Here is a 12529-nt window from a genome sequence, read left to right on the forward strand (position 1 = left end):
AGGTAATCTCCTGAGATGACCGAGGTGAGCGCGCGCCGAACCAATCGGCGCGGTGAAGCCACCCGGGAGAGCATGTTGGAGGCCGCGCGCAAGGCGCTGGCAACCGGCGATCCGGGGGCGGTCTCGGCCAACCGGATCGCCAAAGACATCGGCGCCACCTGGGGTGCGGTGAAATACCAGTTCGGCGATATCGACGGGTTCTGGGCTGCGGTCCTGCAGCGCACCGCCGAGCGCCGTGCGGGCATGCTGAGCCACCGTCACGACAGCGCGCCATTGCGTGAGCGCGTCGCCGGCATCATCGACCTGCTCTATGACGGGTTGACCGCCAGCGATTCGCGGGCGATCGAGAATCTGCGCGCGGCGCTGCCACGGGACCATGCCGAACTCGAACGGCTCTATCCGAAGACCGCCGCCGAGCTGTCGTCATGGGGGCACAGCTGGCTGCAGACCTGTCAGCAGGCCTTTGCCGACCTCGACGTGGACCCCGAGCGGGTACGTGAAGTTGCCTCGTTCATCCCCGGCGCGATGCGCGGTATCACCTCTGAGCGGCAACTCGGCACATATACAGACCTCGATGTCGCCAGGCGAGGGCTCACAAACGCAATCGTCACGTACCTCGAAGAGTCCCGGTCACGGCGCTCTGATCACCAGTAATCGGGTTGTGACCTCACAAGGTGGAGGCATTCCCGCTGTCAACAAGTAGGCTATGCCCGATGGTCCCGCTCTGGTTCACGCTGTCCGCACTCTGTTTCGTGGGTGCGGCCGTATTGCTGTACGTCGACATCGACCGTCGACGTGGGTTGGGACGGCGCCGGAAGTCGTGGGCGAAGTCGCATGGCTTCGATTACGAGCACGAGTCGCACGAGATCCTCAAGCGCTGGAAGCGCGGGGTGATGTCGACCGTCGGTGACGTCACGGCCAAGAACGTCGTGCTCGGCCAGATCCGTGGCGAGGCGGTGTTCATCTTTGACATCGAAGAAGTGGCAACGGTGATCGCGCTGCACCGCAAGGTCGGCACGAACGTCGTCGTCGATCTGCGACTCAAGGGCATCAAGGAGCCCCGGGAGAGCGACATCTGGCTGCTCGGCGCGATCGGTCCGCGGATGGTGTACTCCACCAACCTCGACGCCGCTCGCCGCGCCTGCGACCGCCGGATGGTCACGTTCGCCCACACCGCTCCCGATTGCGCCGAGATCATGTGGAACGAGCAGAACTGGACGCTCGTCAGCATGCCGGTCACGAGTACCCGCGCCCAATGGGACGAGGGGCTGCGCACTGTGCGTCAGTTCAACGACCTGCTGCGGGTACTGCCGCCGGTTCCGCAGAACGGTGTGGCACCGCAGTCGGGTCAGGGCAGCCAAGCTGCGCTGGCACGTCGCGCAGGCTCGCCCAGCCGCCCGTTGGCGCCGACCCCCGCCGGGCGTCGGGAGCTGCCTCCGGGCCGGGCTGACGCGGCACCCGGACGTGGTGACGTGAGCCGCTACACCCAGCCGCGCCAGGAGCCCGGCCGTCCGGATGCGGTCCGTCGGACCCCGCCGCCGGCGCGCAACGGCCGTCACGCACCGCACTACCAGCGCTAGCCAGCGCACCGGAACAGTTCAGTAACCTGTCGGCATGCCTCGCCCCGTCGCGCTGATCACTGGACCAACCTCGGGCCTCGGTGCCGGGTTCGCCCGCCGGTACGCGCGCGACGGCTATGACCTCGTCCTCGTGGCGCGGGACGGCGCCCGGCTGGAACAACTCGCTGCCGAACTGCACGACGAGGCCGGCGTAGACGTCGAAGTGCTTCCCGCCGACCTGGCGTGCGCCCCCGACCGGGCCAAGGTCGCCGACCGGTTGCGCGCCGGTGTGCAGGTGTTGGTGAACAACGCCGGCTTCGGTACCTCCGGTGAGTTCTGGACCGCCGATCTCGCCCAATTGCAGGCCCAACTGGATGTCAACGTCACCGCGGTGATGGAGCTGACGCACGCCGCGCTGCCGGCGATGATCGAGGCGGGCAGCGGCACCGTCATCAACGTGGCCAGTGTCGCCGGGCTGGTGCCCGGCCGCGGATCGACATATTCGGCCTCCAAGGCCTGGGTCGTCTCGTTCACCGAGGGGCTGGCGAACGGACTGGGCGGCACCGGGGTTGGCGTACACGCGCTGTGCCCGGGGTTCGTCCACACCGAGTTTCATGCCCGCGCGGGCATCGACATGGCGGGCACACCGTCGTTCCTGTGGCTGCAGGTCGAGGACGTGGTGCGCGACTGCCTGGCCGACGTGGCCGCCGGCAAGGTGGTCATCGTGCCCGGCCTGCAGTACAAGGTGCTCACCACCGGGGGCCGGATGGTTCCACGAAACCTGGTGCGCGCCATGACAAAAGCAGTGGGAAAAGGTCGTGGGAGAACTTAGAACAGAATTCTTGTGCCGGTGCGGGCGCTGATCGCGGCGGTGATGGCGGTACTTCTCGCCGTCACCGCGGGCTGCGCATCCGATCAACCGGGCCGCACGTATGAAGCGTCGACCGCCGCACTCGGGGAATCGTTGGACATCCTCGGCTGGCGCCTGAAGGTGTCGGATCTGCGGTTCGACTCCGAACATGTACTGGTCGACGTCGAGGGCACCGCATCTGGCGATGCCCACGCCAAACCAGAGGACATCCGGTTCGGTCTGTACGGTGCCCTCGCGCACCCGATCGAGGCCGACGCGCTGCACGGCTGCGACGACATCACCAACCTGGGTATCCGGCCGCTGTCCGCGCCGGCGCCCGACAAGCTCAGCGGCACAGTCTGCTTGGGGCCGCAACGCGAACAGAACCAGGTGCGCGGGATCTATGTGTACTCGCCGCGCGAGCGCATCCCGGGTACCACAGTGGCCTACCCGGCGGCCTTTCCGGTGGGCATGCTGCCCACCAGCGTCAACGACACCGGTGTCACCGTCAAGACCTCCAGCGTCGATGCATTCAGTGCCGACGGCGGACAGTTGGCGCCGACGGCGATCGGTGACCCCACGGCCTTCAATGGCAAGGGCTCCATGCTGCTCGGCCTCGAAATCGATGGTGCGGCAAAGCGTTATGCGGAGGATTCGGCGGCGCGTGGCGGCCCGCTGATGGTGGTGGCCGGCCCGACGCTGCCGCCCCCGGGACTCAGCCATGCCTGCACGGTGTACGGCTCGTCGCTGCTGCTCCTGCCGGAGGCCTCGCGTGAGGCGGTGAACGTCCGGGCGTCGCTGTGCACCCAGGGGGAGATGAACGCGGCTCTGCTGTACGCGTCGGTTTCGGTGATCGGCACCCACGCGGCCCTGTGGACCACCGGTGGCTGAGGCCGTCGGCCCCACCGAATGGGGAGAGTCCCCCGGAGTGGGGCCCTGGGAGGGCCCGCTGCCCTCCGGGGAAGAAGCCGCCCGTTATGACCCCGAGCTGCTGCGCGACGGAGATACCCGCAATGTCGTTGATGCCTACCGGTATTGGACCCGGGCGGCGATCATCGCCGACATCGACCAGCGGCGGCACCCGCTGCACATCGCGATCGAGAACTTCGGCAACGACGCCAACATCGGTGCCGTGGTGCGCACCGCCAACGCCTTCGCCGTCGACACCGTGCACATTGTCGGACGGCGCCGGTGGAACCGGCGGGGCGCCATGGTCACCGACCGCTATCAGCGGCTCTGTCACCACGACACCACCGCCGAATTGTTGTCCTTCGCCGCCGACGCCGGGCTGACCGTCGTCGCGGTGGACAACGTGCCCGGCGCCGTGCGGCTGGAAGAGACCGAACTACCCCGCGATTGCCTGCTGATCTTCGGTCAGGAAGGCCCGGGCATCACCCCGGAGGCGCAGGCCGGGGCGGCCGTCACGGTATCCATCGCGCAGTTCGGGTCGACCCGCAGCATGAACGCAGGCGTTGCCGCCGGAATCGTCATGCACGCATGGATCACTCGCCACGCGGATTTCTCGCGGGCCTGGTGATCAAAAGGGCTTCGTCGGAAGGTATTTGCCGTCCAGGGTGATGACGGCGCGTTCGCCGCCCTCCGGGTCGGCGACCTTGCGGACATCGAGTTTGAAGTTGATCGCGCTGATGATGCCGTCGCCGAACTGCTCGTGGACCAACGCCTTGAGGGTCGTGCCGTAGACCTGCAGCATCTCGTAGAAGCGGTAGATCGTCGGGTCGGTCGGGACACCGCCGGGGATCGAGCCGCGGGTGGGGATGGTCTGGAGCAGCAGCGCGGCGTCGTCGTCGAGTCCGAGCAGTGCGGCCACCGCGACGGCCGACTGGGCAGGCAGCGCGTGCTGGCCGAGCACGGCAGCGGTCACGAACGCCGGTGAGAGTTCGGCGGCGTCGGCGATCTGCTGCCAGGTGAGGTCCTTGCGGGTCTTAGCCTCGACTGCGGCGGTGGCCAGCTGTTGACGAGCGGCCGGATCAAATTGGGCGTGCACCATTTTGGTGTCCTTCCCTGTAGGGGCTAGATGGCAACCACCATGCCCCCCAGCCGCTATAGCGTCCAATACTTGCTTTCGATTGAAGTTATAGGCAGCACCTATGGCTAGAGATGTCCGTAGCGCGGGCCGTGGCGCACCGCCGTCGCGCTGAAAGCCTGCGCCGCGGCGGACTGGTATCCGGCCTCCCGGTGCAGCAGGACGACCTCGCGTGAGGGCAGCGGGGGATCGGGCCGGATCGGATGCAGGTCGGCGTGTGCCTGGGTGACCGCATCGGGCAGCACCGTGGCCAGCGTGCCGAGTCGCACGAACTCGAGCAGTGCGCTGATGGAGTTGGCCTCGATCACGATGTCCGGTGTGACTCCGTGCGCGGCGAAATAGTCGTCAATGTAGTTGCGGGTGGCGAAGTCTCGGCTCAGCAGGGCCAGGGGTTGGGCGGGCAGTCCTTCGATCGCGAATGTCTCGACGTTCGGAGAATGCGGGTGGGCGGTGCCCACCACGAGGCTGAGCGTCTCGGTGAAGAGCGCGGACGCGGCGACGCCGGCGGTGTGCCGGCCGGCGAACGCGATACCCAGATCGATGCGGTCGGCGAGCAGGTCCGCTTCGATGAGGTCCTGGGTGGTCTCGATGACCGTCAGGGTGACGCCGGGGTGCTGGGCGTGGAACTCCCGCACCAGCGGGCCGATCAGGTAGGCGGTGATCGTCGGCGTCATCGCTATCCGCAGGTGCCCGCGAGTCAGATCCTGGACGTCGTGGACCGCCCGCTGGGCGGCGTCGAGGCCCTGTATGGCCAGCCGGGCGTGCCCGGCGTATGCCGCGCCGGCGTCGGTGAGCCGGACCGTGCGCCCGGAGCGGTCCAGCAGTGTTGCGCCCACCTCGCGTTCGAGCTGTTTGATCTGCTGCGACAGTGTCGGCTGTGACACGTGCAGGGCCTCGGCCGCCCGGGTGAAGTTGCCATGCTCGGCGACGGCGAGCAGGTAGCGGAGATGACGCAGCTCCATCGACCCAATGTATAGGCGATACCTATCGTATCAATGACATCTGCGACTTGGACACTATGGCTGGCGGTCGGCAGAGTTGGAACAAAGAGAAGAAGGAGCACTCCAGAATGGCCATCCGCAACCTACTGATCCTGTTGGCCCGCGTGGGGCTCGGCGTCATCTTTCTGGCGCACGGGTGGCAGAAGTTCGTCACCAACGGGATCGCCGCGACCCAGCAGGGCTTCGCGGCCATGGGCGCCCCGGCACCTGAGTTGTCCGCGGTGGTTGCGGCCACCATCGAATTCGCGGGCGGTATCGGGTTGATCATCGGTCTGGCCACGCCGGTGTGGGCAGCTCTGTTGTTCGCCACCATGGTCGGCGCGTTCCTGATCGCACACACGGGCCATGGGTTGTTCGTCGCGAAGGGCGGGTTCGAGCTGGTACTCGCGCTGGCCGCCCCGATGCTGCTGCTGATCGTCACCGGGGCGGGGCGGTTCAGCGTCGATGGCCTGCTCGGTGCCCGGTTACCTTGGAACCGAGCCATTTTCGCGAACCCATCGCGACCGCTCACTTCGGAGGCGTCATGACCGGCCCGGTGCTCGACGCGCTGGTCGACGTCGTGCTGCCCGACGGCCGTCGGGTCGATGTCACGCTGCGAGAAGGACGGATCGAGGCGATCGTGGATCGCGGACAACCAGATTCGCCGATCGCGGGTCCTGATCGGCACGTCGTCGACTGCGGCGGTGCCCTGCTGCTGCCCGCATTCGTCGACGGCCATTGCCATCTGGACAAGACCTTCTGGGGCGCACCGTGGCAACCGCATCGTTCGTCAGGGTCGCTGCGTGAACGCATTGCCGACGAGCGCGCACTGCGCGCAAAGATCGGAGTTCCCGTCACCACTCGGGCCACCGCGTTGGCCGAGCAGATGGTTTCGCTGGGCACAGGTCACGTTCGCTCCCACGTCGACATCGACCCCGATTGAAGCTCGCCGGCCTGCACGACCTGCTGGAGGTTCGGGAATCCCTGCGCGACAAGGTCAGCATCCAACTGGTGGCGTTTCCCCAGAGCGGCGTCGTGACCGCCCCGGGCGTACCTGATCTGCTCGATGCAGCCCTGGCCGAGGGCGCAGACGTGATCGGCGGGCTCGACCCGGCGGGGTTCGACGGGAATGTCGACGGTCAGCTTGACGTCGTGTTCGGGCTGGCCGAGCGTCACGGCGCGGGCGTCGACATTCACCTCCACGACGGCGGCGAGATCGGAACCCGGCAACTCTCGGCGATCGCCGAGCGGACGAAAACCCTTGGGATGGGCGGCAAAGTGACCGTCAGCCATGCGTATTGCCTCGGGCAGATCGATGAAGTCGCGCTCGACAGGACCGCGATCGCGCTGGCCGCCGCGGGAGTGGCGGTGATGACCAACGGCCCGGCCGGGACCATGCCGCCGGTGCTGCGATTGCGTGAACACGGTGTCCTCGTGTTCGCCGGCTCGGACAACATCCGCGACGCCTGGTGGTCCTACGGGACGGGCGACATGCTCGAACGAGCCACGATCATCGGCCTTGAGGGCGATCTGATGACCGATGACGAGCTCGGGTTCGCAATGTCGCTGATCACCGACTCCGCCGCCACCGCACTCGGACTCGCCGATTACGGACTGCAGCCGGGTAACCGGGCTGACCTGGTGGTCGTCGCTGCGGCGAACTCCGCCGAAGCGGTGGCCGGGCATCCTGAACGGCGGCTGGTACTGCACGGCGGGCGGGTTGTGCGCGCGGCGGATCAACCGCCCTGACCACGCGAGGGGTGCGGAAACTGCTCGACATGCCGACAATTCGAAGGCCTGGTAAGGCAGGATCGTCAGCATGGATCAGCTATGGGCCAACCGTGCGGCCAGCGCCGAAGCTGCGATCACCCAACGACACCTGACGAAGCTCTGGGGTCTGCCGGGTACCCAGCTCGGTGTGGTGGCCTGGCCGGCGACCAAGAAGTACCGCAAGTTCGGAACCTGGCACTACTGGTGGCAGGCGCATTTGCTGGACACTCTGGTCGACGCGCAGGTGCGTGATCCGCAGCCCGAGCGGATAACCCGCATCGAACGGCAGATCCGTGGGCACCACATCCGCAACAACCTGTCCTGGACCAACAACTACTACGACGACATGGCCTGGCTGGCGCTTGCCCTCGAACGGGCCGGCCGGCTGGTCGGGGTCGAGAAACCCCACGCGCTCAAGAAGTTGTGCGCGCAGTTCGTCGACGCCTGGGTGCCCGAGGACGGCGGCGGCATCCCGTGGCGCAAACAGGATCAGTTCTTCAACGCCCCGGCCAACGGTCCGGCAGGGATCTTTCTGGCCCGCTATGACGACCGGCTGCGCCGGGCCCAGCAGATGGCCGACTGGATCGATGACACCCTGATCGATCCGGAAACGCACCTGGTGTTCGACGGCATCAAGGCCGGTTCGATGGTGCGCGCTCAATACACCTACTGCCAAGGCGTGGTGCTCGGGCTGGAGGTCGAACTCGCGGTGCGCACCGAGGATGCCCGGCACGCCGAGCGGGTGCGCCGCCTGGTGGCCGCGGTGGACAAGGAGATGGCCACCGACGGAGTTATCAAAGGCGCCGGCGGCGGCGACGGGGGGCTGTTCAACGGCATCACGGCGCGGTACCTGGCGCTGGTGGCGAATACCTTGCCGGGGGATACGGCCGACGATCGCGCCGCGCGCGAGACGGCCCACTCGCTCGTCCTCAAATCAGCGCAGGCTGCCTGGGACAACCGCCAGACCGTCGATGGGCTGCCGCTGTTCGGTGCGTTCTGGGAGCAGACCGCCGAGGTGCCCGGGGCCGAAGGCCAGCAGGCGCAGTTCGTCGACGGCGCGGTCAACGCCTCGGCGATCCCCGAACGTGACCTGTCGGTTCAGGTGTCGGGTTGGATGTTGATGGAGGCCGCGCACACGCTGGCCGCAGACGACGAGGAGTAGGACTTGACCCAGGCGCAGCGAGCCAGGATCGATTTTCCGTCCCGGATCGGGGTGTGGTGGGCCAGCGAAACCTGGTCGATGCCGGATGCGCAGGAGGTCGCCCGAGAGATCGAGGCACTCGGCTTCGGCTCGTTGTTCCTGCCCGAGGTCACCGGTAAGGAATGCCTGACGCAGTCGGCGGCTTTCCTGGCCGCGACTCAGCGTCTGGTGGTGGGCACCGGCATCGCCAACATTCACGTCCGGGTGCCCAGTGCGGCCGAGACCGGTGCGCGCACCCTCACCGCGCTGTACCCGGGCCGGTTCGTGCTCGGTCTCGGTGTCAGCCACGGGCCGTTGGTCGAACACGGTCTGGGTGGCGTCTATCAGAAACCACTGGCCACCATGCGCGACTATCTGGACCGGATGGCTGCGGTCCCCGAACAGATCGAGCCGGGCGTCGGCCGCCCGCCGCGGCTGCTGGCCGCGCTGGGCCCCAAGATGATCGAGTTGTCCGGCACCCATGCCGATGGCGCCCACCCGTACCTGGTGACGCCCGAGCAGACCCGCGTCACCCGCGACATCCTCGGCCCGGAGAAATGGATCGTCTCCGAACAGGCGGTGGCCATCGGATCAACCGATGACGATCAACTTCGCCGCGCGCATGCGCACCTGGATGTCTACAGCGGTCTGCCGAACTACCGGAACTCGTGGCTGCGTCAGGGTTTTGACGAGTCCGATCTGGTACGCGGCGGATCCGACCGGCTGGCCCGTGCCGTGGTGGGGATGGGATCGGTCGACAGTGCGGCCAAGGCGGTGACCGCTCATCTGGACGCCGGTGCCGATCACGTTGTGCTGCAGGTGCTCGGTGACAACCCGATGGCGGATCCGCGTCCGGCGCTCCGTGAACTGGCCCAGGCCTTCGGCCTGGGGTAGCCAATTGGCGCGAATGGCCAGTTATTGCACGCTGTCGGCGAAGAGCCGTGTAATAACTGGCCACTCGGCGTTCAGTCAGTCAGCTCCACAGGGTCACGTGGACCTTGGGCCGGAACCTGGTGACACCCACCCCTGTTCCGCGGATCATGGCCTGGGTGCAACGCGGGGTCGTGATGAACCGCACCAGTTCGGACACCGCCGGCTGACGGGCCGCCGCCGGCAGGGTCGAGGCAAACCACTCCCCGGCGATCTGCAGGCCCGGACCCTTGACCTGTGCAAGCCTGCCGCTGGTCAGGTCGGCGGCCACGGCGAACCCGATCGTCGGCATCACCCCGCCGACCCGGTGGACCTCCTCCAGAGCGGCCGCATCGCTCTGGAAGATTCGCTGCCGGGCCTCGGGGATCGCGAGGTGTCGCAACATGGTGGCGATCTCACCGTCGACGCTGCCGCCGGAGGGGCCGAGCGTCCATTGCTGCTCCCGCAACTGACCCGGGCTCGGCGACCGTCCGGCCAGCGGGCTGTCCGGGCTGGTCACCGTGATGATCTGGTACTTCAGGAATGCGCGCACGGCGAGCGTGGCGTCATCGCCCTCCGGTGGCGGGCCCAGCGCGATGTCGATCGCACGGGTGGCGATCAGGTCGGCGAAGCGGCTGGCCGGGTGGACACTCAGCTCGACCGAAAGGTCGTCGGCGCGTGAGGAGAACAGCTCGATGAGCCCGGGTGCCGCGTGTTCGGCGAACGCGCTGGATGCCGCGATGCGCAACAGCCGTCGACCGTGCGCAGCCTCGGTCACCTCGATGGCCGTCTGCTGCTGCAAGCCGAGGATCTCGACGGCGCGGCTTGCCAGGCGCAGGCCGCCCGGGGTGAAGGCCAGGCCGGCCGCGGTGCGGGTGAACAGCGGATCGTCGAGTTCCTTGCGCAGTTGGGCGACGTGCATCGAGATCCCGGCATCGGACATACCCAGTTCCTCGGCCGCGGCCCGCACCGAGCCCAGCCGGACGACCGCCGAAAACGCACGCAGCTGCGCGGGTGTCACGATTGAAGCCTAGAACGCGTCGAACGAAAGGGACGTGCGGTTGAGTCGCGCCGCAGGCGGTGCCGAGATCCTTGTAACGGAGTGGCCCGGCACGCTCTAGATTGAAACCGTGAGAGATGTGCTGAGCACCTTGTTAGCGGTGTGGCGTGCAGGTGACACCGCAGCTGTCGGGACTGTGGTGCGCACATTTCGGTCGGCACCGCGCCCTGCGGGTGCGGCGATGGTGGTCGCTCCCGACGGAACCGTCGCCGGGTCGGTGTCGGGCGGCTGCGTCGAGGGAGCGGTGTACGAACTGGCCACCGAGGTGATGGCGAGTGGCACCCCGGTGCTGCAGCGCTACGGGGTCAGTGACGACGACGCCTTCGAGGTCGGCCTCACGTGCGGCGGCATCCTCGACGTGTTCGTGGAACCGGTGTCGCAGAAGACGTTTCATCAGTTGAGTGCCATCGCCGAGGACATCGACGCGCACATCCCGGTCGCGGTGGCCATGGTCATCGCCCATCCCGACGCGTCGTGGGTCGGCAGGCGGCTGGTGGTGCACCGAGACGCCTCGGACGGCTCGCTGGGGTCGCCGCGCGCGGACGCCGCGGTCACCGACGACGCCCGTGGGCTGCTGGCGGCGGGGCGCAGTGAGGTGCTGACCTATGGTCCCGACGGTCAGCGCCGGGGTGAGGGCATGGAGGTCTTCGTCGCGAGCCACGCCCCGCGGCCCCGGATGCTGGTGTTCGGCGCGATCGACTTCGCGGCAGCCGTCGCCCAGCAGGGCGCGTTCCTGGGTTACCGGGTCACGGTGTGCGACGCCCGCCCGGTGTTCGCCACCTCGGCGCGGTTCCCGACCGCCGACGAGGTGGTGGTGGACTGGCCGCACCGGTACCTGGCCGCCCAGGCTGAGGCAGGCGCGATCGATGCCCGCACGGTGATCTGCGTGCTGACCCATGACCCCAAGTTCGACGTGCCCCTGCTCGAGGTGGCACTGCGATTGCCTGCGGCCGCTTACATCGGCGCGATGGGATCGCGGCGAACCCACGAGGACCGGTTGGCCCGGCTGCGTGATGCCGGGATCACCGAGGCCGAGCTGGCCAGGTTGTCCAGCCCGATCGGGCTGGACCTCGGCGGCCGGACCCCTGAGGAGACGGCGGTGTCCATCGCTGCCGAGATCATCGCCCAGCGCTGGGGAGGCGGCGGGCGGCCGCTGGCCCAGACGGGCGGTCGTATCCACCATGAGCAGGGCGAACGCTGGGTGCTGCCGACCAGTTAAGTAATCGCTTAACTGGCTGTTGACGCCGGCGTCAGCAGGGTGTGAGCTGGCTCACATGCAAGTTCCCGGCCCCTTTGAGTACGAACGCGCCACCAGCGTCGACCACGCGGTCGGACTGCTGGACCGGTTGGGGGAGGACGCCAGGATCGTCGCCGGCGGGCACAGCCTGCTGCCGATGATGAAACTGCGCATCGCCAACCCCGAGTATCTGGTCGACATCAACGACCTCGCCGCCGAGCTCGGCTATATCGTCACCGATCCCACCCTCGTCCGCATCGGGGCGATGGCTCGGCACCGCCAGGTGCTGGAGTCCGACCGGTTGGCGGCGATGTGCCCGATCTTCCGTGACGCCGAACGGGTGATCGCCGACCCCGTCGTGCGCAATCGCGGCACCCTCGGCGGCTCGCTCTGCCAGGCCGACCCGGCCGAGGACCTGAGCACCGTATGCAGGGTCCTCTCGGCGGTATGCCTGGCCCACGGACCGGCCGGAGACCGGGAGATCCCCATCGACGACTTCCTCGTGGGGCCCTACGAGACCGCGCTGGCCCACAACGAGATGCTGATCGAGGTCCGGATCCCGGTGCGCCACCGCACCTCCAGCGCATACGCGAAAGTCGAACGCCGCGTGGGGGACTGGGCCGTGACCGCCGCCGGCGTCCAGGTATCGTTGTCCGCTGATTCGGACGGGGCTTCGATCGCGGCGGCCCGCGTCGGTCTGACCGCGGTGAACGCCGACTGGGACGCTCTCCGTGCATTATCGGACTCGTTGGTGGGCAGGCCCGCTGTCGAGGAGACCTTCGCCGACGCGGGTGCGGCCGCGGCACAGGCCTGCGCCCCGGTCAGCGATATGCGCGGCAGTGCCGACTACAAGCGTCATCTGGCGTCCGAACTGACCATCCGCACGCTGCGCGCCTCCGTGGAGCGGGTACGCAACGCCCCTGCGCTGGAAGGGAATTAA

The 12529-nt window shown here is 67.9% G+C and carries 15 protein-coding genes; 12 read left to right on the top strand and 3 right to left on the bottom strand.

Annotated features, from left to right (window positions below; all coding sequences use genetic code 11):
* The first annotated feature begins 15 nt into the window (after window positions 1-15).
* From ACZYZ7_RS09820 to ACZYZ7_RS09840, 5 genes are read left to right on the top strand one after another with little or no spacing between them, the layout of a single operon-like run.
* The gene (locus ACZYZ7_RS09820; RefSeq protein WP_135452050.1) at window positions 16-654 is read left to right on the top strand and encodes a TetR/AcrR family transcriptional regulator; all 639 of its coding nucleotides are present in this window, start codon (window positions 16-18) and stop codon (window positions 652-654) included.
* Window positions 655-713: 59 nt separating this feature from the next.
* Window positions 714-1580, top strand: coding sequence for a trehalose monomycolate transport factor TtfA (gene ttfA, locus ACZYZ7_RS09825; RefSeq protein ID WP_135452052.1), 867 nt, complete (start codon window positions 714-716; stop codon window positions 1578-1580).
* Between the two features lie 34 nt (window positions 1581-1614).
* Window positions 1615-2391 (top strand): SDR family NAD(P)-dependent oxidoreductase, encoded by a 777-nt coding sequence (locus ACZYZ7_RS09830; protein ID WP_450069345.1) that lies wholly within the window; start codon window positions 1615-1617, stop codon window positions 2389-2391.
* 18 nt (window positions 2392-2409) lie between these two features.
* A complete protein-coding gene (locus ACZYZ7_RS09835; protein WP_135452056.1) occupies window positions 2410-3300 on the top strand; it encodes a hypothetical protein in 891 nt (296 codons plus the stop codon).
* Window positions 3293-3946, top strand: a complete 654-nt coding sequence (locus tag ACZYZ7_RS09840; RefSeq protein ID WP_450069344.1) for a TrmH family RNA methyltransferase — start codon at window positions 3293-3295, stop codon at window positions 3944-3946. Before ACZYZ7_RS09835 ends, ACZYZ7_RS09840 begins: the two co-directional genes overlap by 8 nt.
* Here ACZYZ7_RS09840 and cynS read toward each other — a convergent pair whose 3' ends face one another.
* Both cynS and cynR read right to left on the bottom strand, forming a co-directional pair.
* Window positions 3947-4417: a cyanase gene (gene cynS, locus ACZYZ7_RS09845; RefSeq protein ID WP_450069343.1), complete on the bottom strand. Its 471-nt coding sequence runs from the start codon at window positions 4415-4417 to the stop codon at window positions 3947-3949.
* Window positions 4418-4521: 104 nt separating this feature from the next.
* On the bottom strand, window positions 4522-5415 hold the full coding sequence (cynR, locus tag ACZYZ7_RS09850; RefSeq protein WP_450069342.1) for a transcriptional regulator CynR: 894 nt from the start codon (window positions 5413-5415) through the stop codon (window positions 4522-4524).
* Between the two features lie 107 nt (window positions 5416-5522).
* Here cynR and ACZYZ7_RS09855 point away from each other — a divergent pair, with 107 nt between their 5' ends.
* The 5 genes from ACZYZ7_RS09855 (at window position 5523) to ACZYZ7_RS09875 (ending at window position 9277) form a co-directional block, all read left to right on the top strand.
* Complete coding sequence (locus tag ACZYZ7_RS09855; RefSeq protein WP_450069341.1) at window positions 5523-5981, top strand: DoxX family protein; 459 nt, start codon at window positions 5523-5525, stop codon at window positions 5979-5981.
* Window positions 5978-6376: a hypothetical protein gene (locus ACZYZ7_RS09860; protein ID WP_463740806.1), complete on the top strand. Its 399-nt coding sequence runs from the start codon at window positions 5978-5980 to the stop codon at window positions 6374-6376. The genes ACZYZ7_RS09855 and ACZYZ7_RS09860 overlap by 4 nt, the downstream gene beginning before the upstream one ends.
* Window positions 6373-7182, top strand: a complete 810-nt coding sequence (locus ACZYZ7_RS09865; RefSeq protein ID WP_463740807.1) for an amidohydrolase family protein — start codon at window positions 6373-6375, stop codon at window positions 7180-7182. The genes ACZYZ7_RS09860 and ACZYZ7_RS09865 overlap by 4 nt, the downstream gene beginning before the upstream one ends.
* A 70-nt stretch (window positions 7183-7252) precedes the next feature.
* Window positions 7253-8365 (top strand): glycoside hydrolase family 76 protein, encoded by a 1113-nt coding sequence (locus ACZYZ7_RS09870; protein WP_450069339.1) that lies wholly within the window; start codon window positions 7253-7255, stop codon window positions 8363-8365.
* A 3-nt stretch (window positions 8366-8368) separates the two neighbouring features.
* Window positions 8369-9277: an LLM class F420-dependent oxidoreductase gene (locus ACZYZ7_RS09875; RefSeq protein WP_135452062.1), complete on the top strand. Its 909-nt coding sequence runs from the start codon at window positions 8369-8371 to the stop codon at window positions 9275-9277.
* 79 nt (window positions 9278-9356) lie between these two features.
* On the opposite strand, the gene ACZYZ7_RS09880 is transcribed toward ACZYZ7_RS09875, so the two are convergent.
* Window positions 9357-10313, bottom strand: a complete 957-nt coding sequence (locus tag ACZYZ7_RS09880) for a LysR family transcriptional regulator (RefSeq protein WP_463740808.1) — start codon at window positions 10311-10313, stop codon at window positions 9357-9359.
* Window positions 10314-10422: 109 nt separating this feature from the next.
* Between ACZYZ7_RS09880 and ACZYZ7_RS09885 the strand changes: the two genes are divergently transcribed.
* Together ACZYZ7_RS09885 and ACZYZ7_RS09890 are read left to right on the top strand one after the other, a co-directional pair.
* Complete coding sequence (locus ACZYZ7_RS09885; protein ID WP_463740809.1) at window positions 10423-11571, top strand: XdhC family protein; 1149 nt, start codon at window positions 10423-10425, stop codon at window positions 11569-11571.
* A 55-nt stretch (window positions 11572-11626) separates the two neighbouring features.
* Entirely contained in the window at window positions 11627-12529 is a 903-nt protein-coding gene (locus tag ACZYZ7_RS09890; protein WP_463740810.1) for an FAD binding domain-containing protein, read from the top strand.

The sequence above is a fragment of the Mycobacterium sp. IDUB_17 genome (assembly GCF_055419465.1).